This window comes from Rhodoferax sp. (assembly GCF_011391645.1).
Lineage (GTDB): Bacteria > Pseudomonadota > Gammaproteobacteria > Burkholderiales > Burkholderiaceae_C > Rhodoferax.
On the sequence record NZ_JAABQC010000003.1, the window covers coordinates 16132 to 39200 of the forward strand.

The 23069-nt window shown below is 59.9% G+C and carries 23 protein-coding genes, 2 tRNA genes and 1 riboswitch; of the genes, 18 read left to right on the forward strand and 7 right to left on the reverse strand.

Annotated elements, in window-relative coordinates; all coding sequences use genetic code 11:
- Window positions 1-23: 23 nt before the first annotated feature.
- The 7 genes from iscU to GPS82_RS00885 all read left to right on the forward strand — a co-directional run bounded on the left by iscU (window position 24) and on the right by GPS82_RS00885 (window position 4397).
- On the forward strand, window positions 24-422 hold the full coding sequence (iscU, locus tag GPS82_RS00855; RefSeq protein ID WP_296490181.1) for a Fe-S cluster assembly scaffold IscU: 399 nt from the start codon (window positions 24-26) through the stop codon (window positions 420-422).
- Between the two features lie 20 nt (window positions 423-442).
- On the forward strand, window positions 443-766 hold the full coding sequence (gene iscA, locus GPS82_RS00860) for an iron-sulfur cluster assembly protein IscA (RefSeq protein ID WP_296490182.1): 324 nt from the start codon (window positions 443-445) through the stop codon (window positions 764-766).
- On the forward strand, window positions 763-1281 hold the full coding sequence (gene hscB / locus GPS82_RS00865; RefSeq protein ID WP_296490183.1) for a Fe-S protein assembly co-chaperone HscB: 519 nt from the start codon (window positions 763-765) through the stop codon (window positions 1279-1281). The genes iscA and hscB overlap by 4 nt, the downstream gene beginning before the upstream one ends.
- 82 nt (window positions 1282-1363) lie before the next feature.
- On the forward strand, window positions 1364-3220 hold the full coding sequence (hscA, locus tag GPS82_RS00870) for a Fe-S protein assembly chaperone HscA (protein WP_296490184.1): 1857 nt from the start codon (window positions 1364-1366) through the stop codon (window positions 3218-3220).
- A gap of 10 nt (window positions 3221-3230) precedes the next feature.
- The gene (gene fdx / locus GPS82_RS00875) at window positions 3231-3569 is read left to right on the forward strand and encodes an ISC system 2Fe-2S type ferredoxin (protein WP_296490185.1); all 339 of its coding nucleotides are present in this window, start codon (window positions 3231-3233) and stop codon (window positions 3567-3569) included.
- Window positions 3566-4297, forward strand: a complete 732-nt coding sequence (gene dnaQ / locus GPS82_RS00880; RefSeq protein ID WP_296490231.1) for a DNA polymerase III subunit epsilon — start codon at window positions 3566-3568, stop codon at window positions 4295-4297. Before fdx ends, dnaQ begins: the two co-directional genes overlap by 4 nt.
- Before the next feature lie 25 nt (window positions 4298-4322).
- A tRNA-Val gene (locus tag GPS82_RS00885) sits at window positions 4323-4397 on the forward strand.
- Window positions 4398-4600: 203 nt separating this feature from the next.
- Here the strand turns inward: GPS82_RS00885 and nrdR are convergent.
- The 3 genes from nrdR to GPS82_RS00900 form a co-directional block, all read right to left on the reverse strand.
- Window positions 4601-5050: a transcriptional regulator NrdR gene (nrdR, locus tag GPS82_RS00890; protein WP_296490186.1), complete on the reverse strand. Its 450-nt coding sequence runs from the start codon at window positions 5048-5050 to the stop codon at window positions 4601-4603.
- 62 nt (window positions 5051-5112) lie between these two features.
- Entirely contained in the window at window positions 5113-6357 is a 1245-nt protein-coding gene (gene glyA / locus GPS82_RS00895; RefSeq protein ID WP_296490187.1) for a serine hydroxymethyltransferase, read from the reverse strand.
- A gap of 21 nt (window positions 6358-6378) precedes the next feature.
- Window positions 6379-6508, reverse strand: a riboswitch (ZMP/ZTP riboswitch).
- Between the two features lie 16 nt (window positions 6509-6524).
- Window positions 6525-7376: a lytic transglycosylase domain-containing protein gene (locus tag GPS82_RS00900; RefSeq protein WP_296490188.1), complete on the reverse strand. Its 852-nt coding sequence runs from the start codon at window positions 7374-7376 to the stop codon at window positions 6525-6527.
- Between the two features lie 451 nt (window positions 7377-7827).
- Between GPS82_RS00900 and GPS82_RS00905 the strand changes: the two genes are divergently transcribed.
- Window positions 7828-10584: a DUF349 domain-containing protein gene (locus tag GPS82_RS00905; protein ID WP_296490189.1), complete on the forward strand. Its 2757-nt coding sequence runs from the start codon at window positions 7828-7830 to the stop codon at window positions 10582-10584.
- Here the strand turns inward: GPS82_RS00905 and GPS82_RS00910 are convergent.
- The 4 genes from GPS82_RS00910 to GPS82_RS00925 all read right to left on the reverse strand — a co-directional run bounded on the left by GPS82_RS00910 (window position 10573) and on the right by GPS82_RS00925 (window position 13185).
- Window positions 10573-11385, reverse strand: coding sequence for a UDP-2,3-diacylglucosamine diphosphatase (locus tag GPS82_RS00910; protein WP_296490190.1), 813 nt, complete (start codon window positions 11383-11385; stop codon window positions 10573-10575). The two genes, GPS82_RS00905 and GPS82_RS00910, sit on opposite strands and share 12 nt — an antisense overlap.
- A 57-nt stretch (window positions 11386-11442) precedes the next feature.
- Window positions 11443-11949: a peptidylprolyl isomerase gene (locus GPS82_RS00915; protein ID WP_296490191.1), complete on the reverse strand. Its 507-nt coding sequence runs from the start codon at window positions 11947-11949 to the stop codon at window positions 11443-11445.
- Between the two features lie 3 nt (window positions 11950-11952).
- On the reverse strand, window positions 11953-12549 hold the full coding sequence (locus GPS82_RS00920; protein ID WP_296490192.1) for a peptidylprolyl isomerase: 597 nt from the start codon (window positions 12547-12549) through the stop codon (window positions 11953-11955).
- A 66-nt stretch (window positions 12550-12615) separates the two neighbouring features.
- Window positions 12616-13185: a tetratricopeptide repeat protein gene (locus GPS82_RS00925; protein WP_296490193.1), complete on the reverse strand. Its 570-nt coding sequence runs from the start codon at window positions 13183-13185 to the stop codon at window positions 12616-12618.
- Between the two features lie 189 nt (window positions 13186-13374).
- Here GPS82_RS00925 and cysS point away from each other — a divergent pair, with 189 nt between their 5' ends.
- The 10 genes from cysS to GPS82_RS00975 all read left to right on the forward strand — a co-directional run bounded on the left by cysS (window position 13375) and on the right by GPS82_RS00975 (window position 23026).
- Window positions 13375-14751, forward strand: coding sequence for a cysteine--tRNA ligase (cysS, locus tag GPS82_RS00930; RefSeq protein WP_296490194.1), 1377 nt, complete (start codon window positions 13375-13377; stop codon window positions 14749-14751).
- 13 nt (window positions 14752-14764) lie between these two features.
- Window positions 14765-15412 carry a DNA-3-methyladenine glycosylase 2 family protein gene (locus tag GPS82_RS00935; protein WP_296490195.1) on the forward strand — a complete coding sequence of 216 codons (648 nt, stop codon included), beginning with the start codon at window positions 14765-14767 and terminating at the stop codon, window positions 15410-15412.
- A 125-nt stretch (window positions 15413-15537) separates the two neighbouring features.
- The gene (locus GPS82_RS00940; RefSeq protein ID WP_296490196.1) at window positions 15538-16515 is read left to right on the forward strand and encodes an acetyl-CoA carboxylase carboxyltransferase subunit alpha; all 978 of its coding nucleotides are present in this window, start codon (window positions 15538-15540) and stop codon (window positions 16513-16515) included.
- Between the two features lie 14 nt (window positions 16516-16529).
- A complete protein-coding gene (gene tilS / locus GPS82_RS00945) occupies window positions 16530-17489 on the forward strand; it encodes a tRNA lysidine(34) synthetase TilS (protein ID WP_296490197.1) in 960 nt (319 codons plus the stop codon).
- Between the two features lie 18 nt (window positions 17490-17507).
- Complete coding sequence (locus tag GPS82_RS00950; protein ID WP_296490198.1) at window positions 17508-18776, forward strand: aspartate kinase; 1269 nt, start codon at window positions 17508-17510, stop codon at window positions 18774-18776.
- A gap of 43 nt (window positions 18777-18819) precedes the next feature.
- Window positions 18820-18912 (forward strand) — tRNA-Ser (locus GPS82_RS00955).
- 192 nt (window positions 18913-19104) lie between these two features.
- Window positions 19105-19320, forward strand: a complete 216-nt coding sequence (locus GPS82_RS00960) for a heavy metal-associated domain-containing protein (RefSeq protein ID WP_296490200.1) — start codon at window positions 19105-19107, stop codon at window positions 19318-19320.
- Window positions 19321-19604: 284 nt separating this feature from the next.
- Window positions 19605-20321 carry a septal ring lytic transglycosylase RlpA family protein gene (locus GPS82_RS00965; protein ID WP_296490201.1) on the forward strand — a complete coding sequence of 239 codons (717 nt, stop codon included), beginning with the start codon at window positions 19605-19607 and terminating at the stop codon, window positions 20319-20321.
- A 39-nt stretch (window positions 20322-20360) separates the two neighbouring features.
- Window positions 20361-21200 (forward strand): metallophosphoesterase, encoded by an 840-nt coding sequence (locus tag GPS82_RS00970; RefSeq protein ID WP_296490202.1) that lies wholly within the window; start codon window positions 20361-20363, stop codon window positions 21198-21200.
- 77 nt (window positions 21201-21277) lie between these two features.
- Window positions 21278-23026 (forward strand): alpha/beta fold hydrolase, encoded by a 1749-nt coding sequence (locus GPS82_RS00975; RefSeq protein WP_296490203.1) that lies wholly within the window; start codon window positions 21278-21280, stop codon window positions 23024-23026.
- The last annotated feature ends 43 nt before the right edge of the window (window positions 23027-23069 follow it).

Sequence of the window (23069 nt, forward strand, 5' to 3'; positions counted from 1 at the left end):
CTTAGCAATCAAGGAGAAACAAAATGGCATATTCAGAAAAAGTTGTAGATCACTACGAAAACCCCCGCAACGTGGGCTCCTTTGACAAGGGTGACGACTCTGTGGGCACCGGCATGGTCGGCGCGCCGGCGTGCGGCGACGTGATGAAATTGCAGATCAAAGTCAACCCCGAAACCGGCGTGATCGAAGACGCGCGCTTCAAAACCTATGGTTGCGGCTCGGCCATTGCCTCGTCGTCGCTGGTAACCGAATGGGTCAAGGGCAAGACGCTGGATCAGGCGGCTGCGCTAAAAAACAGCGAAATCGCTGAAGAATTGGCCCTTCCACCTGTCAAAATCCACTGTTCTATCCTGGCTGAAGATGCCATCAAGGCGGCCGTCAACGACTACCGCCAAAAGCACGCCGAAGCGCAATCCACATAAACAAAACCTATTAGTTCATCATGGCTGTGACGCTGACCGATGCCGCTGCCCGGCACATCACCCGCTACCTGACCAAACGCGGCCAGGGTGTGGGCGTGCGACTGGGTGTCAAAACAACCGGGTGCTCCGGCATGGCCTACAAGCTGGAATATGTCGACGACATCGGCCAGGAAGACATGGTGTTTGAAGGCTTTGGTGTCAAGGTGCTGGTTGACCCAAAAAGTTTTGCCTATCTGGACGGCACCGAGCTTGATTTTGTGCGCGAAGGGCTCAACGAAGGTTTCAAGTTCAACAACCCAAAAGAGCGTGACCGCTGCGGTTGTGGTGAATCGTTTCGCGTGTGAACCTCCAGTCTGACGATTTCGAGCTGTTCGGGCTTGAGCGGCGCTTTGCCCAGGACCGCGCGGTGCTCGATGCACTCTGGAAAGACCTGCAGCGTCAGGCCCACCCCGACAAGTTCAGTGCCCAGGGCGCTGCGGCCCAGCGCATCGCCATGCAGTGGTCGGTGCGCATCAATGAGGCTTACCAGCGCCTGAAAAACCCTCTCAAACGAGCCGCCTACCTGTGCGAACTGCACGGCGCGCCAGTCAATGCTGAAAACAACACCGCCATGCCCGCTTCGTTCCTGATGCAGCAAATGCAGTGGCGCGAAGAGCTTGACGAGGCGCAGGGTGCACCGGACCTTGAGCAGATCGGCCAGCAGTGCCGCCAGGCCGAGCGCGACGTGCTTCATAAAATAGAACAGCTGCTGGACCAGTCGCACGACTATGCAGCCGCCGTGGCGCAGGTCAGGGCGCTGATGTTCATCGAGCGCTTTGCCGCAGATGTCAATGACCGGCTGGACCAGATCGAATCTTGAGAACAGCGAAAATTGCGTCAATACCGAAGCCGCGAGCTGTCATTGCGGACCTGATCCGCAATCCATATTTACCCAATTGATCATGGCTTTACTCCAAATCTCCGAACCCGGGCAAACGCCCAACCCGCACGAGCGCCGGATTGCCATTGGCATCGATTTGGGCACCACCCATTCGCTGGTGGCCAGCGTACGCCATGGTGTGGCCGAATGCCTGCCAGACGCCAACGGCCGGGTGATTTTGCCGTCAGTGGTGCGCTACCTGGCCGGGGGCGGCCGCCAGATTGGCGATGATGCCGTCACCGGCGGTGTCGGCGACCCGGAAAACACCATTGCCTCGGTCAAGCGTTTCATGGGCCGCAGCCTGAAAGACGTGGCGCTGGCCGCCAAGCTGCCCTACCATTTTGTCGACCACCCCGGCATGCTGGGCCTGCAAACCGTGCAGGGCGAAAAGTCTCCGGTTGAAGTCAGCGCCGACATCCTGGCCACGCTGCGTTACCGCGCCGAAGACACCTTCAATGCCGACCTGTATGGCGCTGTCATCACGGTGCCGGCCTACTTTGACGACGCCCAGCGCCAGGCCACCAAGGACGCGGCGCAACTGGCCGGCCTGAATGTGTTGCGCCTGATCAACGAACCCACGGCAGCGGCCATTGCCTATGGTCTGGACAACGCCAGCGAGGGCGTTTACGCGGTTTACGACCTGGGCGGCGGCACTTTTGACATATCAATTCTTAAACTCACCCAGGGCGTGTTCGAGGTGGTGGCCACCGGCGGTGACTCGGCCTTGGGCGGTGACGACTACGACCACGCCCTGGCCGACTGGGTGCTGGCGCAAACCGGCGCAACTGTTGCCAATGCCACTGACAAAGCCGCCCTGAAGGTCGCTGCGCGTGCCTGCAAAGAGGCCTTGACGGACGCACAGGCTGCACCTTTTCGGGCCCAACTGTCCAGCGGCGAACTCGTTCTGGATGTCACGCGCTCGGCCTTTGAAGCCGCCACCGAGACGCTGACCGCGCGCACCCTGCAGGCGGTGCGCAAAGCGCTGCGCGACGCCAAGCTGGCCGCCATTGATGTTAAGGGCGTGGTGATGGTGGGCGGCTCCACCCGCATGCCGCAGATTCAGCAGGCGGTGAACACATTCTTTGGCCAGACACCGCTCACCAACCTCAACCCCGACGAAGTGGTGGCGCTGGGCGCGTCCATCCAGGCGAATCAGCTGGCTGGCAACAACCCGGGTGGCGACCTGCTGCTGCTCGACGTGATTCCGCTGTCCTTGGGTATCGAGACCATGGGCGGCCTGGTGGAGCGCATCGTGCTGCGCAACGAAACCATTCCCACCGCCAAGGCGCAGGACTTCACCACTTACATTGACGGCCAGACCGCGCTGGCGCTGCATGTGGTGCAGGGCGAGCGCGACCTGGTGGCCGACTGCCGCAGCTTGGCGCGCTTTGAGCTGCGCGGCATTCCGCCGATGGCCGCCGGTGCGGCGCGCATTCGTGTCACCTTTACCGTGGACGCCGACGGCCTGTTGAGCGTGGCAGCGCGCGAGCAGGGCAGCGGCGTGGAGGCACAAATTGCCGTCAAGCCGTCTTACGGCCTGGCTGACGACCAGATCGCCCGCATGCTGCAAGAAAGTTTTACCACCGCCGAGGCCGACATGCAGGCCCGCGCCGTGACCGAGGCGCGCGTGGACGCCGACCGCATGATTCTGGCCACGTTGAGCGCGCTCAACGCCGATGGTGACTTGCTCGATGCCGCCGAGCGCGCCGACATCGACCGCCTGATGCAGGCCGTGCAGGCCGCCCGCACGCTCGAAGACGCCAAGGCCATCGAGGCCATCACACTGGCGCTGGCCAAAGGTACCGAAGCCTTTGCCGCGCTGCGCATGAACCGCGGCATCCAAAAAGCCCTGGCCGGTAAAAATATTGAATCAATCTAATCAATTCATCATGCCCATCATCAAAATTTTGCCCCACGCCGAATATTGCCCTCAGGGTGCGGAAGTGTCTGCACCCGCAGGCACCTCCATTTGCGAAGCCTTGCTGGACAACCACATCAACATCGAGCACGCCTGCGAAATGAGCCGCGCCTGCACCACCTGCCACGTCATCGTGCGCGAAGGCTTTGAGTCATTGGCCCCGTCGGAAGAAGACGAAGACGATCTGCTGGACCAGGCCTGGGGCCTGCAACCCAACTCGCGCCTGAGCTGTCAGGCCATCCTGACGCAGAAAAACCTGGTGATCGAGATCCCCAAGTACTCCATCAACCATGCCAAGGAAGGTCACTGATGCGCCAGGTATTTCTGGACACCGAAACCACGGGGCTGTCGGCCGACAACGGCGACCGCATCATCGAGATCGGCTGCGTCGAAATGCTGCACCGCAAGCTCACCGGCAACAACCGCCACTTCTACGTCAACCCGGGGCGGGACAGCCACGAAGAAGCGCTCAAGGTGCACGGCATCACCAGTGACTTCCTCAAGGACAAACCCAAGTTCGCAGAAGTCGCCCAAGACCTGCTGGACTACCTGAAAGACGCGCATGTGGTTATCCACAACGCGCCGTTTGACCTGGGTTTTTTGAACATGGAACTGGCGCTCCTTAAGCAGCCGCCAGTCAAAAGCGTGGTGGCCAGTATCACCGACACGCTGGTCATGGCCAAGGAGATGTTTCCGGGCAAACGCAACTCGCTCGATGCGCTGTGTGACCGCCTGGAGGTAGACAACTCGGGCCGCACCCTGCACGGCGCGCTGCTCGACGCCGAACTGCTTGCCGACATGTACATCAACCTCACCCGTGGGCAAAATGCGCTGCTCATGGACGAGGCGCCCACCACCGATGCCAACGGTGCGCGAATCATCGCGCTCGATTTAAGCCAGTTTGTGCTGCCGGTGATTTGCGCCAACGAGCAGGAAATCGCCGCGCACGAAGAAGTGCTGATGCAAATCGACAAGTCAAGCAATGCCAAGACAATCTGGCGTTCTGTAGAGCAGAAAACACCGGAAAATGTGACATAATCTGCCTCTTTCCTGAACAGGGAAAGGGCGGTTAGCTCAGGGGTAGAGCACTGCATTCACACTGCAGGGGTCACAAGTTCGAAACTTGTACTGCCCACCAAAAATACCAATTGAATCAAGCACTTATCGGAAACGCTAAGTGCTTTTTTCTTGGCGATGTCTTAAAAGTGTCCTGAACCGCTCATTTTTGGCGGCTTGCATTTCTACTGGGGTTCTGCGTCCCAACGATGGGATTGTTTTCGTAACTTCGTGGCGATCTCCCCGCAAACAGGCCCTGCCAACCGCCGCGCAACGTCGCTTTGGTCAGCGCCCCACTTCGTCCACCAGCGTCCTGAAGTCGTCAATGTCTTCAAAGCTGCGGTAAACGCTGGCAAAGCGCACATAGGCGACTTTGTCGAGTTTTTTGAGCTCGTACATCACCAGTTCACCGATGCGGGTGGACAGCACTTCGCGCAGGCCCAGATTCAGCAGCTTTTCTTCGATACGCTCTACCGCGCCATCCACCTGCTCGGTGCTCACCGGGCGCTTGCGCAGCGCCAGGTTCATGGATGCCTGCAGTTTGGCGCGCTCATATTCAATGCGGCGACCGTCTTTTTTGACAATGGCCGGAAACGTGACTTCGGGGCGCTCGTAGGTGGTAAACCGCTTGTCGCACAAGGCACAGCGGCGTCGCCGCCGGATGAAGCCCCCGTCTTCAGAAACCCGGGTTTCAACCACCTGGGTTTCGGGATGACTGCAGAAGGGGCATTTCATGCTTGCTCAGTCAGTTGGGGACAGAACTGGTTTACTTCGTGTAACTGCGGTCTGTCCTGCGATCAACCATAGACCGGGAAGCGCGCCGTCAGCGCATTGACCTTGGCGCGCACGGCGGCGATGTTGGCCTCGTCGCGCGGGTTGTCGAGCACATCGGCGATCAGGTTGGCTGTCATGCGGGCTTCTTCGTCCTTGAAGCCCCGCGTGGTCATGGCCGGGGTGCCCACCCGCACGCCGCTGGTCACCATGGGCTTTTCGGGGTCATTGGGGATGGCGTTTTTGTTGATGGTCATGTGGGCTGCGCCCAGCACAGCTTCCGCTTCTTTGCCAGTGATGTTTTTGGAGCGCAAATCCACCAGCATGACATGCGATTCGGTACGGCCGCTCACAATCCGCAGGCCGCGCTGGGTGAGCGTTTCGGCCACGATGCGTGCATTTGTCAGCACTTGCTGCTGATATACCTTGAAATCAGGCTGCAATGCTTCCTTGAAGGCCACGGCCTTGGCGGCAATCACATGCATCAGCGGGCCGCCCTGCAGGCCGGGGAAGATGGCGCTGTTGATGGCTTTTTCATACTGTGACTTCATCAAGATGATGCCGCCACGCGGGCCGCGCAGGCTCTTGTGGGTGGTGCTGGTCACCACGTCTGCATGCGGCACCGGGTTGGGATAGACGCCCGCGGCAATCAGGCCGGCGTAGTGCGCCATGTCGACCATAAAGATGGCGCCCACGTCTTTGGCCACCTTGGCAAAGCGCTCAAAGTCGATGCGCAGGCTGTAGGCACTGGCACCGGCAATGATCAGCTTGGGCTTGGATTCATGCGCCTTGCGCTCCATGGCGTCGTAGTCGATGGCTTCATTGGCATCCAGGCCATAAGACACCACGTTGAACCATTTGCCGCTGATGTTCAGGGGCATACCATGCGTCAGGTGACCACCTTCGGCCAAGCTCATGCCCATGATGGTGTCGCCGGGTTTCAAAAATGCCAGAAAAACGGCTTCATTGGCCGATGCACCGCAATGCGGCTGCACGTTGGCAGCTTCGGCGCCAAAGAGTTGCTTGACCCGGTCCAGGGCCAGTTGCTCGGCAATGTCGACAAACTCGCAGCCGCCGTAGTAGCGCTTGCCAGGGTAGCCTTCAGCGTACTTATTAGTGAGTTGGGTGCCTTGCGCGGCCATGACGGCAGGTGAGGCGTAGTTTTCGCTGGCAATCAGCTCGATGTGGTCCTGCTGGCGCTGGTTTTCAGATTGGATGGCGGCAAACAGTTCGGGGTCGGTTTGCTCAATGAGAATGTTACGGTCGAACATGGCAGTCCTTAAAGACGTGGGTTAAGGTGCCCAGGCGAACGGCTGATCACAACACCCGAATTGGTGCTGTGGCACGCTCCCCCGTGGTGTTCCCACTTCGGCAGCACGCCCGCTTTGGGGGTGATGCCTATCGCCAGTTGCGCACTGTCAGATTTTAGCTGACGTCATCAACCCATCGCCAGGGTGGCGGCTTTGTCGGGCGTGGCGGGCGCTTCTGGTGTCTCTTGGGCTGCAGGCGTGAGCACCTTGATGGCCGCAGGGGCAAGCGTGGTTTGCCGTGGTGCCGAGTTGCCGTGCACCACCGACTGCAGGCGGGCGTACTCGGCCATTACTTTGGCGGCATAGCCACCGTCTGTTTCCAGGTTGGCCGCGCCCACATAGTATTTCAGGCCGCCCTCAATGGAGCCCGCCATGCGGATGCAATCCTTCAGCACTTTCACGCCAACATGCAGGTTTGCCAGCGGGTCAAAGGCTGCAAACTGGCCACCAAAACTCTGGTATTTGTCGTGGTGGATCTTGGTCATGACCTGCATCAGGCCTTGCGCGCCAACCGAGCTTTGGGCGAACGGGTTAAATCCCGACTCCACGGCCATCACCGCCAAAATCAGCGTGGGGTCGAGCTTGACGCGCGCGCCAACAGCATAGGCTTCGGCCACCAGTGCGCTGATCGGCTCAGGCGCCACGCGGTACTTCTTGCTGAGCCAATAAGCCACGGCGGCTTGTTGCTTGGGCAACTCTTTGGGATCGGCCGCAGTGGCGCGTTCGCTGGCGGAGGCGTGGTTGCCAGCGACCAGGTCGCTGACGACGCCGCTCACCTCTTGCTGGCGCTCTTGCAGCCAGCTAAAGAGCTTGATTTCGCCCACCTGGCGCAGCTCGGGGCGAGCCACCAAAGCCATGGTGCTAAACAAGACAGCCAGACCGATCAGGGCAAAACTGTTGTGGGTAATCTGAAAAAAGCCTTTGGTCACGGCAGCTAGCGCTTGCCTCAGACCTGAGCTCATGGTGTTAGATGCTGTCATAGCTTTTCCTTCTTGCGCGAGGTCTGATGCAATTTAAAGACACGTCCATAAAGTGCGGCAGGGACCAGGCATGGGTTGTTACGCTATCAATATCCTGCGGTTGTTGCGCGTTGGTGCAGAGATTTGATGTTGCCGGGGTCGGCAGCGGGTTAGGGTTATCCCTTGATTTTGTCAAGAGTCCGCGGATTCTAGAGGCGCTGGATATAACAAGTCAACCATATCAAATAGGTTTGATATTCTAATAATGGTTTCAAGACTGGACCTGCCGAGGGATTTCGCAGGATTTAGGGCGGGTTCCAGGCCTGATTTTTAACCTCCGGCGAGTGGCAGAGATCATGCTACTTCTTGGGGCTTGATTGTTTTTTTGGGGAGCACGCAAAACCCGGCGAAAATACGCGTTTATTCCCGCCGCCTGCCGGCGGGCACATTTTCACTTTAGTGCGCGACGTCGATGTTCCCTTTTTCTACCCAAAGCAAAGCCAGCCCCACCCCTGACGCCCCTGTCGTCAGTGCCAAGACCCCCGAGGCCCATCCACTGGATGCCCTGACGCATGGCGCGTTTTCGGCGCAAACCTCGGGTGAGCGCATGGCCTGCATCCGCGAATGGCTGGCCAGCAGCCCGAGCAGCGAACAGTTGCAGCAGGTGTTCAAGGAACTGAGCGGCAAGGACAAGGGTGCCGCCAAATTGCTGCGCGAAAAACTCGATGAGATCAAGCGCAGCAAAACCCAGGCCACCATTGCGCTGGAATGGGCTGACAAGGCGCAGGCGCTGCTGGCCCTGGCCAAGCTCAATCTGGCCGATGCCCTGGCCTGGCAGCGCGATGCCGCCAAAGCCGGTGCGCCGCTGAGCAAAGAGCCCCTGGCAGGTTTGAAAGCCCAACTGGTCGAGCGGGTGCGTGCCATTGAAGACTTGCAGCACCGGGTGCAGGTGCAGCGTGAGGCGGCGGTGCTGCTGGCGCAGCGCATTGAGGTGCTCTCCACCAAGCCCTGGACCGATGCCCAGTCCACCCAGGAAGCCCTGGCCGCGGACGTGGCCCATTGGCAGACTGAGTCTGATGCCTTGGTGGCCGATGCCAATTGGTCCAGCGTCGATGTGCGTTTTGTGTCCCAGTTGAATGATTCCCAGGCCCAGTTGCAACTGGTCTGGCAAGCTTTTCAAGAAGCTCTGGCACTCACCATCGCAGCCGCAAAAGACGCGGCCGCGCCGCTGCCCAAGGTGCCGGTGTGGGCCGATGAACTGCGTCTGGCACGCGGCGTTCCGCTGGAGCCGGTGGCAGCACCAGCCAAACCCAAGGTGGATCCCGAGATTCGCGCCAAGGCCTCCGCGCATGTGGCCGAAGTGCTGGCCAAGTTGGAACATGAAATGGCGCAGGGCCATGGCAAGGCCAGCGCCGGTGCTGCCAATGCCCTGCGGCAGACGCTCAAGGACAACGGCCGTTTGATTGACGACAAGCTCGAAGCCCAGGCCCATGCGGCGCTGGTGGCTGCGGGCGAGTTGGAAGGCTGGCAGCGCTGGCGTGCCGACCAGTTGCGCGAAGAACTGGTGACCAAGGCAGAGGCGCTGCTCAAGCGCCCCGAGGGTCAGGCCATTGGCGGGCGCAAGATGCAGGACCAGTTGCGCCAACTGCGTGAGCAGTGGAAGCTGACCGACCAGGGTGGCGTGCCCAACCACGCGCTGTGGAAACGCTTTGATGAAGCCTGCAACGAAGCCCACAAGGTGGTGGAAGCCTGGCTGGAAAAAATCAAGGCCGAGTCGGCGGAGCACCGCGCCCAGCGGCTGGCGCTTATCGAAGAGGTCAAGGCGTGGGCCGAAGCCAATCGTGTGGCGCTTGACGACGACTGGAAGGGCTTCAGCCGCTTGCTGCACCAGTTTGGCGACCGCTGGCGCGAGGCGGGTCATATCGGCGAAAAAATGTTCGCTGAATTGCAGCCGCTCTGGAAAGCAGCCATTGACCATGCCGCGGAGCCGCTGGAAACCCTGCAAAAGCTCAGCCTGGAGGCACGCCACGCCATGATCGATGAGGCCAGGGCGCTGGGCGCCGAGGCCATGCTGCGCATAGATGCCGTCAAGGCGCTGCAGCAGCGCTGGCAGGCGGAGGCGCATCGCGTGCCGATTGACCGCCGCCACGAGCAAAAGCTGTGGGACGCGTTCCGCAAGCCGATCGACGAAGCCTTCAACCGCAAGACGGTCGAACGTGAGAAAGCCCAGAGTGCCTTGAGCGACCGCGACCGTATCGTGCTGGAGGCTTCCAAAGCGCTGCAGGCCGCCAATGCCTCGGGCGATGCGCAAGCCATTCGCAGCGCCATGAGCGCGCTGGAAGCGGCCCTGAGTGGTCAGCGCCAGGCGCAAGCGGCCGTAGTGGCTGCCGGACCTGCTGAACAGAACGCCGATACCCAGACAGACAACGCGCCAGCAGCGCCAGACAGCACCGAGGCTCCCGAAGCTGTCATGGCAGAAGGGGTTGCCAGTGAGGCCGCAGAAACCACAGAAGCCGCGCCTGAGCCGGCCAAGCCGGTGACACCGCCCAAACGCGTGGTTGCCATGCGCGGTGATGACCGCCCCGGCATGAAAAAAGAAGAGCCTGCCGGCATGGGCCGCGGCGGCAAGTTTGGTGACCGCAAAGACAGCGGTCGTCCGGGTGGCCGCGATGGCGGGCGTGATGCGCGCGGCCCTGGCCGCATGGACGAGCGTGGCGGGCCGCGTGGCGAGCGCTCAGACCGTCCGGCGTTTGGCGAGCGTCCTGACGCGCCACGCTTGGGTGACGCAGCCTTCAGGGCCCAGCGCGATGCGCTGGAACAAGCGCAGTTTGCCTTGCGCAAGCTGGCGGCTCAGGCCCATGGCGAGGCCCTGACGCATTTGCTGGCCGCCTGGGAGTCGCGTGATGCAACCCAAGTGCCAACAGTGCAGGAATTGGGCAGTCGCGTCAATCCGGCGGTTCGGGGTGCCTGGGTCAAGGCGGTGTCAGAGCCCGCAGCCGGTGACGCAGCGACGGCGCTTTTGCGGCTTGAAATGGCCGCTGAAGTTCCCACACCTGCCGAGCAGTTGAGCGCGCGGCGAATGTACCAGTTGCAGTTGCTGACCAAGCGCAACGACCCGGCACCGGCGCAAACCTGGGGTCAGGACACCGCCACGGTGCTGGCATCTGCCTTTGATGCCGCTCAGGTGCGCCGCCTGCAAAACGTGCTCAAAGTCTTGTTAAAGCCCTGAGATTAGCGGCAGGCGCTGGGGCGCGTGCCCTGCCTGCAGCCGCAGCACCTGCAGCCGTGGCGGCTGAGCGGCTGCGTCCCAGTCGCTCAGCACAAGACGACGCAGCGGCGGCTGCGTGGTGGTATCCAGCACATGGTCATTGGGCAGATGGGTGTGGCCATGAATCAGGGTGCTGGCGCTGGCCTCAATAAGCAAGGCTTTGGCGGCTGCTGCATCGACATCGGCATAGACCGAGCCATTTGCCTTGCGCGACTCGCTCTCTGAGCGCAGCCCGCGGGCCAGCAACTGACGCTCTGTCAGCGGTTTTGCCAGCAAAGCCTGTTGCCATGCCTGGTTACGCACCAGTTGGCGAAACTTCAGGTAATCCACGTCGTCCAGGCACAGCGCATCGCCATGCGACAGCAGCCAGCGCTGGCCGTCAAACGTCAGCACCGTCGGGTCAGCTAGCAGCGTCATGCCGCAGGCACGGGCAAAGTCTTCGCCCAATAAAAAATCGCGGTTGCCGTGCATGAAATACACCGGCAAGCGCCTGGACGTGGCGTGCAACACCTGCTGGCACTGCAGCGCGAAAGACCCATCGGCGTCACTGGCGGCCGTGATGTCGTCGCCGACCCAGGCGTCAAACAAGTCGCCAAGGATGAACAGGGCGTCGGCCGGCGTGCTGGCCATGTAGCGCTGCCAGGCCGCAAAAGTGGCGTGCTGGCTGGCCTGCAAATGCAGGTCGGAGATGAAGTCCAGCGCGCGCCAGGCGGGGGCAGCCCTGACCTCAGGCACTGGCGTTGGCAAAGGTTCCGCTGCCACAGTCTGTCATTGCGGGTCAGGCCAGCAATCCATGAGGCTTCAAAAGTAGCACTTGCCTCAAAGCGCAACGGCTTTTTCGATCACCACGTCTTCCAGCGGCACGTCATCGTGGTGGCCCTTGCGGCCGGTTTTGACGGCCTTGATCTTGTCCACCACATCGGTGCCAGCGACCACTTTGCCAAACACGGCGTAGCCCCAGCCTTGGGCGCTGGGTGCTGTGTGGTTCAAAAAGGTGTTGTCGGCCACGTTGATGAAGAACTGGGCGGTGGCCGAGTGCGGGTCGCCGGTGCGCGCCATGGCCACGGTGTAATTCAGATTTTTCAGCCCGTTGTTGGCCTCATTTTGAATCGGCGCATCGCAGGTTTTTTGCGCCATGCCCGGTTCCATGCCGCCGCCCTGCACCATGAAGCCGGGAATCACGCGGTGAAAAATGGTGTTGTCGTAATGGCCCTTGTTCACATAACTCAGAAAGTTGGCGGCGCACTTTGGCGCTTTGTCAGCGTCGAGTTCTAGTGTGATGGTGCCGTAGTTTTTGACGTGGAGTTCGACTTGTGGATTGCTCATGATTTATTTCACCAGGGTTGCAGAGTTGATAAGAAGGGGGGTTTTGGGGACGTCGGAGCCAAACGGGCCGCCGGGGCCGGTGGGCACCGCCTTGATGGTGTTGACCACATCCATGCCGGAGATGACTTTACCAAAAACCGTATAGCCAGGCGCCTGGGCGCTTGGGTCGAGAAAGGCATTTTCCTTGACGTTGATGAAAAATTGGGCGGTGGCAGATTGGGGGTCGTTGGTGCGCGCCATGGCCAGGGTTCCATTTGTGTTGCGCAGCCCCTTGTCAAACGCCTGGCGGCCTTCGTGAACTACCGGTGCGCGGGTGGGCCTTTGCTGGTAGTTGGCATCAAAGCCACCGCCCTGGACCATGAAGTTGGCAATCACCCGGTGAAAAATCGTGCCATCGTAGTGCTTGTCTTTGACATACTGCAAAAAGTTCTCTACTGTTTTTGGGGCTTTGTCGGGGTACACCTCAACCACAAAGCTGCCTGCCGAAGTGGTGAACTTTACCTGCGGCGCGGCTTGCGCCAGCGCCAGTTGGGCGGCGGTAAACAGCACTGTGGCGGCGATCGTGGCACGGGCCAGCTTGCCTGATGTCTTGAAATTCATCCGTTGACTCCTTCGTGAAAATGGGTTTGTTCTGCCATCCGGGCAGCCATTGTGACTTGCCGGGGCTTAAGGCTTGACCGCCGGGGCCACCGATGGCAGTCCCGGATTGGCGAGGTTGAGCTTCAAAACCTCACGGATCACCGCCAACTTGGGTGGCGCGGAGGTGTTGCCTTTGTCAAGTTGCAGGGTTTTGTTGTAGGCCTGGCTGGCCAGCAGGGCATAAACATCACCCAGGTTCTCATGGGCAATGGCGTAGTTCGGATTGGTGCGGACCGCCATTTCAAGCGCTGCGCGAGCCTGCTCAAGCTGACCCTGAGCCGCATAAAGCGCGGCCAGGTTGTTGTACGGCTCGGCCAACTCCGGGTAGTCCTGGGTAAGGCTGGTAAAGGTGGCAATGGCATCCGCCGGCTTGCCCAACTGGCGCTGGATCACGCCCTTGATAAAGCGCATTTGCGGGTCGGCAGGTTTGTTGACCAGATAGCTGTCGGCCTTTGCCAGCGCCTCGGCAAGCTGATTGGTGCGCACCAACTGGTTGACATCCGTGATTTCATCGGCCCGGCCTGGCATGCTCAAACAGGAAGCAGCCAGGGTGAGCCAGAGCAAAAATTTGTAAATGACTGAGCAAGCCTGTTTCATGGGGGGACGGGGCGAATGGGGTGATCTGGCGTGCCAACAAGCAGGTCAGGGCGGAGCCTTATACTGGCAAGAATTGTAGCTGAGGGGGTGTTTTTGAGGTGTTTGCCCACCGCAGGCCGCCTTGCCCAAAGACCGGATTAGCCCCCTTGGCTGGCCAACTCTAAATTTGACACTGGATTTGAACGACTCATGAGTTTGCGCATTTACAACACGCTGTCGCGTGTTCTTGAAACTTTTACGCCGCTTGAGCCCGGCCGTGTTCGCATGTATGTCTGCGGCATGACCGTCTATGACCTGTGTCACCTGGGCCATGCGCGTGCCATGGTGGCCTTTGATGTGGTGCAGCGCTGGTTGAAGTGCACTGGCTTTGATGTGACATATGTCCGCAATGTGACTGATATTGACGACAAAATCATCAAACGCGCACTGGAAAACGGTGAAAGCATCCGCTCCCTGACCGATCGCATGGTCGCCGCCCTGCATCAGGACGCCGATGCGCTGGGCATTGAGCGGCCCACCTATGAGCCGCGCGCCACTGATCACGTGCCCGCCATGCTCAAACTTATTGGTCAGTTGCAACACAAGGGTCTGGCCTACCAGAGTGGTGATGGTGACGTGAACTTTGCGGTGCGCAAATTTGAGGGTTACGGCAAGCTCAGCGGCAAATCGCTCGACGAATTGCGCGCCGGTGAACGTGTCGCGGTGGATGATGGCAAGACCGATCCGCTGGACTTTGTGCTGTGGAAATCCGCCAAACCCAGCGAGCCTGCCGATGCCAAGTGGGACAGCCTGTACGGCGCGGGGCGCCCGGGCTGGCATATTGAGTGCTCGGCCATGTGCGGCGAGTTGCTGGGCCAGACGGTCGATATTCACGGTGGCGGTGCCGACCTGCAGTTCCCTCATCACGAAAACGAAATCGCCCAGAGCGAGGGCGCCAACGGGCAGGCGCTGGCGCGTTTCTGGATGCACAACGGTTTTGTCACGCGTGACAACGAGAAGATGTCCAAAAGCCTGGGCAATTTCTTCACCATCCGCGAAATTCTGGCCCGTTTCGATGCCGAAACGCTGCGTTTTTTCATTGTGCGTGCGCATTACCGCAGCGCTTTGAATTACAGCGATGTGCATCTGGAGGATGCCCGCCAGTCGCTCAAGCGTCTTTACACCGCGCTGGATGCCGTGCATCCGCAAGCGCTGGACATTGACTGGAATGATCCTTTTTCCGCCCGCTTCAAGGCGGCGATGGACGAGGACTTTGGCACGCCGGAAGCCGTGGCGGTGTTGTTCGATTTGGCCAGCGAAGTCAACCGCAGCCGCTCGGTTGCGCTGGCGGGCCTGCTCAAGGCTTTGGGCGCTTGCCTGGGGCTGTTGCAGCAAGACCCGAAAGGCTATTTGCAGTCGGGTGCCGGCTTGAGCGAGGCCGACATTGCCCAGCGCATCAGTGCGCGGGCGGCCGCCAAGGCCAGCAAAAACTTTGCCGAGGCCGACCGCATCCGCCAGGAGTTGCTGACTTTGGGCATTGTGCTGAAAGATTCCGCCGCTGGCACCAGCTGGGAAGTGGCCAAATGAAGGCGACCAGGTGATGGCCACAGCAGCAACGGCGGAGTGCATCGCCACACCGCACTATTGGGAGGAAGCCTGCAAGCATCTGATCAAGAAAGACCGCGTCATGAAGCGGCTGATCCCGCAGTTTGGCAAAGCGCGCCTGCAGAGCCGGGGCGATGCCTTTGCCACCCTGGCGCGCAGTGTGGTTGGTCAGCAGATCTCGGTCAAGGCGGCACAAACCGTGTGGGACCGTTTTGCCAAGCTGGCGCCATCGATGAACCCCGGGCAAGTGCTCAAGCTCAAAATCGACGACATGCGCGCGGCGGGCTTGAGCGCCCGCAAGGTGGAATACCTCGTTGACCTGTCGATTCACTTTGACAGCGGCCTGGTGTGCGTGGACGACTGGGCCGCGATGGATGACGAGGCCATCATTGGTGAGCTTGTGGCCATTCGAGGCATTGGCCGCTGGACCGCCGAGATGTTTTTGATTTTTCATTTGATGCGCCCCAATGTGCTGCCGCTCGACGACGTCGGGTTGATCAATGGCATCAGCAAAAGCTATTTTTCGGGTGAGGCGGTCAGCCGCAGCGACGCGCGTGAGGTGGCGCTGGCCTGGGCGCCTTACCGCACCGTGGCAACTTGGTATATTTGGCGCTCGTTGGATCCGGCGCCGGTGGAATACTGAAACCTTGCGGGTCAGATCAGGAATTGCGCAGCAATTTTGCTCTGACCCCAACTGATTGTCGGATGTTGGATGTCGACCTTGCAGGTCAGATCTTTAGCTCTGACCCCAACCTATAAGGAATTTGTGTGACTAAAAAAACTTTCCTCGATTTCGAGAACCCGATTGCCGAGCTGGAAAACAAGATTGAAGAGCTGCGCTACGTGCAGACCGAGTCGGCAGTTGATATTTCGGCTGAAATCACCCAGTTGGCCAAAAAGAGCCAGCAGCTCACCAAGGACATCTACAGCGACCTGACGCCCTGGCAAATCACCAAAATTGCCCGCCACGCCGAGCGCCCCTACACGATGGATTATGTGAACGAGTTGTTCACCCATTTTGTTGAGTTGCATGGGGACCGTCATTTTTCTGACGACCTCAGCATCGTGGGCGGCCTGGCCCGGTTCAACGGCACACCCTGCATGGTGATTGGCCAGCAAAAAGGCCGCGATACCCGCGAGCGCGCCACCCGCAACTTTGGCATGAGCAAACCCGAGGGGTACCGCAAAGCGCTGCGTTTGATGAAAACAGCAGAAAAATTCAAGCTGCCGGTATTCACTTTTGTCGACACGCCCGGCGCCTACCCTGGCATCGATGCCGAAGAGCGCGGCCAGTCGGAGGCCATTGGTCGCAATATTTTCGAGATGGCGCAACTGGAGGTGCCGGTGATTGTGACCATCATCGGCGAGGGCGGCTCGGGTGGTGCGCTGGCAATTTCCGTGGGCGACCAGGTGCTGATGCTGCAGTACTCCATCTACTCGGTGATCAGCCCCGAGGGCTGCGCCTCCATTTTGTGGAAAACCTCCGACAAGGCGCAGGAGGCGGCCGACGCGCTGGGCATTACCGCACACCGCCTCAAGGCCCTGGGCGTGATTGACAAAATCGTCAACGAGCCGGTGGGCGGCGCGCACCGCGACCCCAAGCAGATGGCTGCCTTCCTCAAGCGCGCATTGACCGAAGCTTACCGCCAGGTCAGTGACCTCAAGCTTGCAGACTTGCTGGACCGGCGCTATGAGCGGCTGCAAAGTTATGGCCGCTTCACCGACACCAAAAACACGGGTAAATAAGCCGTTGTGATGCCATGACACGCTCCTTTGAGCAGGCCATGGCCAGTTTTGAGCCAGCACTGCCCCTGGCGGTGGCTTACAGCGGCGGCGCAGATTCCACGGCCTTGTTGCTGGCCTGCGCGCGCGCATGGCCGGGGCAGGTGATGGCCGTGCATGTGCACCATGGCCTGCAGGCCGCCGGGGACGACTTTGAGCGCCATTGCCGAAGCTGTTGTGCCGACCTGCAGGTGCCGCTGGTGGTGCAAAGAGTCAATGCCGGCCACGCTCCCGGCCAAAGCCCCGAAGCGGCGGCGCGACACGCCCGCTACAACGCCATTGACGCGCTGGTGCTGGCCGAAATCGGGCCAGCCACCATTCAAACCATCGCCATTGCCCAGCACGCCGACGATCAGGCTGAAACCCTGCTGCTGGCGCTGAGCCGCGGTGCCGGCCTGCCGGGCCTGAGCGCCATGGCGGCGCAGTGGCAGCGTGGCGGCTTGACGTATTGCCGTCCCCTGCTGCAGGTCAGCAGTGCGGCGATTCGGGACTGGCTCAAAGCGCAGGGCGCCACCTTCGTTGAAGACCCCAGTAACCTGGATGAGCGCTTTACCCGCAACCGCATCCGCGCCCGTCTGTTGCCGGCGCTGCAAGCCTGTTTTCCGCAGTTCCGCGACACCTTTGCCCGCAGCAGCCGACATGCGGCGCAGGCTAAAGGCCTGTTGCAGGAGGTGGCGGCTGAAGACCTGCAGCGCATCGGCGTGCCGCCCGATATCAAGGCGTTGCAGACCCTGAGCCGCCCGCGATTGGCCAATCTGCTGCGCCACTGGCTGCTGAGTGTTCATCAGGCGACGCCCAGCAGCGCCCAATTGGAAGAATTATTGGACCAACTGGCGGCTTGCCGCACCCGGGGCCATCAGTTGCACCTGAAGGTGGGGCACGGCCTTTGTGTCAGGCGGGGGAAAGTACTCGATTGGTACAATCCGCAGCTTTTGTAACCCACCTCGACCCCCCTCATGTCCTTGATTGTTCATAAATACGGCGGTACCTCGATGGGCTCAACCGAGCGCATCAGCAATGTCGCCAAACGCGTCGCCAAGTGGGCCCGCGCCGGCCACCAGATGGTGGTGGTGCCCAGCGCCATGAGCGGCGAAACCAACCGCCTGCTGGCGCTGGCCAAAGAGCTGGCGCCATCCACCTTGACCGATTCCTACAACCGCGAACTCGACATGCTGGCCGCCACCGGCGAGCAGGCATCAAGCGCCTTGTTGGCCATTGCGCTGCAAGCCCAGGGGCTGGAGTCGGTGAGCTACGCCGGCTGGCAGGTGCCCATTCGCACCAACAGCGCCTACACCAAGGCCCGCATCGAATCGATTGATGACGCGCGTGTGCGCGCCGACCTGAACGCCGGCCGCGTGGTCATCGTGACCGGTTTCCAGGGCCTGGACGAATCTGGCAACATCACCACGCTGGGTCGCGGTGGCTCCGACACCTCGGCCGTGGCCGTGGCGGCCGCCATGAAAGCCGATGAATGCCTGATCTACACCGACGTGGACGGCGTTTACACCACCGACCCGCGTGTGGTGCCCGAGGCACGGCGCCTGCAAACGGTGAGCTTTGAAGAAATGCTGGAGATGGCCTCCATGGGCTCCAAGGTGCTGCAAATCCGCTCGGTGGAATTTGCCGGCAAGTACAAGGTCAAACTGCGTGTGCTGTCGAGCTTCACGCCGTGGGACATCGACATCAACGAAGAAGCCAAATCCGGCACCCTGATCACTTTTGAGGAAGACGAAAACATGGAGCAAGCCATCGTTTCAGGCATCGCATTCACCCGCGATGAGACCAAAATTTCTGTATTGGGCGTGCCCGACAAGCCCGGCATTGCCTACCAGATTCTGGGTGCCGTGGCTGATGCCAACATCGAAGTTGACATGATCATCCAGAACATCAGCAAGGACGGCAAGACCGATTTCAGCTTTACCGTAAACCACAGCGACTTCGCCAAAGCTATGGATTTGCTGAAAAACGTGGTGGTGCCCAAGCTCGGCGCGCAGGAAGTGGTGGGCGACACCAAGATCTGCAAGGTGTCGATCGTGGGTATCGGCATGCGCAGCCATGTGGGCGTGGCCAGCACCATGTTCCGCGTGCTCGCTGAGGAAGGCATCAACATCCAGATGATTTCCACCAGCGAAATCAAGACCTCGGTGGTCATTGATGAGAAGTACATGGAACTCGCCGTCAAGGCGCTGCACCAAGCTTTTGGCCTGGATCAGGTGCCAGCCTGATAAAAGCCCCGAAGTCGTGACATAATCGCGGCTCTGATTTTCAGGAAACGTGACCGAGTGGCCGAAGGTGCTCCCCTGCTAAGGGAGTATGGGGTGTAGAGCCTCATCGAGGGTTCGAATCCCTCCGTTTCCGCCAAAACTTATAAATCAACGACTTACGAGCAAGTTAAGCTGCAAATAGGTTTTTTGATGTTACCCAAAGAAACCCACCAAGACCCACCAATCAACGGTGTTTTGGTGGTTTTTTTTCGTCCAGTTGAACCTTCAAGACAGCAAATGGACCCCGCTTTTGTCCTCTCTCATCTGCATAACCGTCAAGAGGTCCACCGTGCCAGAATCCATTTTTGAAATTGCTCAACTTTTGACACCCGATGATGCCGAGGCTGTGATGTTCGAATTACAGGACTTGCCGTGTGTAAACCAGGCTGACGTTGACATTGTCAAACGCCAGGCCTGGGTGAGCCACACCAGCATGATTTCTTCCGAAGACATCGCTGCAGCGTTGGAGGACGCCGGCTACACCAGCAAGCTCCTGGAAAAATAAGAATCCATGCTTTGGCGAGGTAAATTGTGCCGGCGTTCCCGCCACCAACTGACGCACTGAAATTTATCCGGTGTGATCCGGCTCGATTTGCCCTCAGGGCTAACCAGACAACCAGCGACTTTCCCGGGGGCGGGTATTTGTGTCAGGTGGCAACAATCCCGCAAATTATGGTGACGAGGCTAAAATGCTCGCTCGGCCTGGTCATCTTCACCACCATTGCCTACCTGTCGTGAGTTTTCTTGCCACGTCCTTTTTTACCGGCAATGCCAAATGAACCCCGATACATGCACATCAACAACACTGCAAACGCCGCTTCCATCCAGTCAGGCAAACGAGCGACTCGAAGACTGACGCTTGGCGAACTTCGAAGTCTCATGGTTGTCTTGTTGTGCAGCCTGTGGGTCAGTGCCCCGGTTTGGGCGGCAGAGGAGTCGGCCAGAGCGCAGAGCCTGAGTTCGGCAGCCAGCGCAGCAGTTGAATCCAATGTCTTCCCCGCTGCAGTTCCTGTGTCTGCGGGCGAGCCGCAAAACACGGTGCCGTTGGCCGGCACAGAAGCGCTGACTGGCGCCAATAAGCCCCTTGAGTCCATCATGAATGCAACCTCAAATGCGGTGGCATCGGTCAACGCGGTTGCGTTGGCGGTGGCTTCGGCGGGCTCAGAGGCGTCCGGCAAGGTCCTCGACGCGGCCGGTGTGCTCCAGCAGGGCATTGCGTCATGGTACGGAGCGAAATTCCACAACAAGCGCACCGCCAACGGTGAGCGGTTCAATATGAACGCGCTCACCGCTGCCCACCCCACACTCCCATTTGGCACCAGGTTGTGTGCACATTCCCCCGTGACCGGGAAATCAATCGTTGTTCGCATCAACGACCGTGGTCCATTCGTCAAAGACCGGATTATTGACCTCAGCAAGGCTGCTGCCCAGGCGCTTGGCATTCTGCAACGGCCCAATGTTGTGGCGCTCCTGCATTTTTCCGACAAGCGCTGCTCGTTGGGGTGAGTTGTTTGCTCTGGCCAGCAGCGCCGGACTCAAGTTTTCATGCGCATTCAACTGCTGTCTGACCTGCACCTGGAACGCCATCCCGAGTTCATGCCGCAGGCTGCCGCCAACGTGGATGTACTGGTTCTGGCCGGCGACATTGGCTCGTACCAAGCCGGCTCAAAATTGGACAGCGACGACTTTGGTCTGTCCCGGTTCTCACCTTTGCGCTCACATGCTGCCTGGCCCAGGGTGCTGTTCACGCCCGGCAATCACGAGTTTGATGGGTTGGATTTCGGCGACACCTACGCCAGGCTGCGCGAGCTTTGTCAAACGCTGGGAATTGAATGGCTTGAGCGAGAAATCATCACCATTGGCCGGGTCCGCTTTGTGGGAACCACTTTGTGGAGTGACTTTGACGCTCTTGCAACGTCAGAAAAGACCTTCACAAAACAAATGCAGCAACGAGAAAAGGCATTCAGGGCGGCCAATCATTACCTGTCCAAAAATACCACCCTGAGCCAGGGGCAGCTGATGCTTGCAGGCGCCATCCGTGAGATGTCGCTGGAATGCCAGGCTTGGCTGCGCCGCGCCCTGGCAACTCCGTTCAATGGCACGACTGTTGCCGTCACCCACTTTGCACCCACCCTTGCAAGCGCCGACCCAAGGTACGGTCATCAGCCCGGCACCGCTGGATTTTGCAATGCCATGGATGACCTGTTGCCCTTTGCGCAGGTATGGATGCACGGCCATTTGCACTGCGCCAACAATTACACGGTGCGCGGAACGCGGGAGGGGCGTGACTTTGCCTGCCATGTCATGGCAAATCCCATGGGATACCTGGCCAAAGATGAGCAAATGGCCTTTGTCGAAGGATTTTTCGTGGACGTGCCGGCCTAGACCGCGAGCGCCGGGGTTGGCGCGGTCCGGGCGCAGAGCGGAGTAATATATTGCCCTAACAACAAGGTTCATCCAACATGCTCAATCGACAAATTACCCAGCCTGAAGGGGCTGAAAGTACCGGCTTGGCTTCGCTTGAGGCCGCCATCCGGGCCATCAACAAACAGGCCGACCCCTTTGGCATCATCTCGTCCCAAATCAACGCCCAGGTGGCCTTGCTGATGCACCCGCAGGAGTTTTTGAAGGCCGTTGACGACTTGTCCTCGGACTGGGTTGCCCTGTATGACCATGCGCTGCGCCGCATGCTCGGCATGCCCACCCATGAAGTGTTTGAGCAAAACCCTGAAGATGCCCGTTTCGCCGACCCCATCTGGACCGAGTCGGCCACCTGGGACATCTACAAGGAGTGGTATCTGACGTTTTCGAACCGCCTGCAGAAAATCTGCCTGGAAACGCCCGGCTTGTCTGGCCACGCGCGCCGCCAGGCTGCTTTTTGGCAGCGCAATTGGCTCAACAAGGTGTCGCCCACCAATTTCTTCTGGCTCAATCCGCAGGCCATGGCCCGCGCGGTTGAAACCAAAGGGGCGAGCCTGCAGGCGGGGCTGAAAAACTTTTTGCGAGACGCAGAGGCCAAAAACATCCGGATGGTCGAGCCGGATGCTTTTACCGTGGGCAAGGACCTGGCCACCACGCCCGGCAAGGTGATTTTTCGCAACCGGCTGGTGGAGCTGATCCACTATGCGCCCACCACCAAAGAGGTGCGCGCCATGCCCATTCTGATCATCACGCCATGGATCAACAAGTTTTACATTCTGGATCTGACCGCGCAAAAGAGCATGGTCAAGCACCTGACCGACCAGGGCTTCTCGGTGTTCATCAGCAGTTGGAAAAACCCTACCGCCGAGATGCGCGATGTGCGCCTGGACGATTACCTTCATGACGGCATTCACGCGCTGGTGAGCGCCACCACCGAATTCTGCAAAGTGCCTCAAGTGCATCTGGTGGGTTACTGCATTGGCGGCACGCTGGCGGCCACCTACATGGCCTGGGCCAACAAGCGGTACGGCGCAGACAACATGCCGGTGGCGCACTGGACGCTGCTGACCTCGCTGACCGATTTTTCGCACCCCGGCGAGATTGAGGTTTTTATTGACGAAGCCTGCATCAGCGCGCTGGAAGACCTGATGGCCAAAAAAGGCTATCTCGATGGCGAGGAAATGGCTAGCTCGTTCCGCTTGCTGCGCTCCAACAGCCTGATCTGGCATTACTGGGTCAAGAGCTATTTGCTGGGCGAGAGCCTGCCGCCGTTTGATGTGCTGTTCTGGAACACCGACACCACACGCATGCCGCAAGCCATGCATTCCTATTACCTGCGCGAGATGTACCTGCACAACAACCTGGTCAAGCGCGACCAGCTCAGCATTGCCGGTGAGTCGATTGACCTGAACCGCATCACCCAGCCGCTCTACGCGGTGACCGCCGAGGAGGATCACATCGCGCCGTGGCAACAGTGTTACCTGATCCGCCGCGACGTGAATGGCGCGGCCCCCGTGCGCTTTGTCCGGTCGACCTCAGGGCATATTCTGGGCATTGTCAACCCGCCGGTCAGTCCGCCCAAGCGGGCCTTCTGGGTGGCCGAACCCGGGAGCAATGATGATGCCGAGCGCTGGCTCAAGCTGGCCGAGAAAAAGTCGGGAAGCTGGTGGCCCGACTGGACTGCCTGGCTGCATGCGCGCACCGGCAGCATGGTGCCGGCCTATGCCACGACCAGCCGGCAATTCCCGGCGCTGGCCGATGCGCCCGGCACGTATGTGATGGAGAAATAGCGATTCAGGTTAGCGGGGCCCCGTGGGAGCGGCTGTAGTTGTG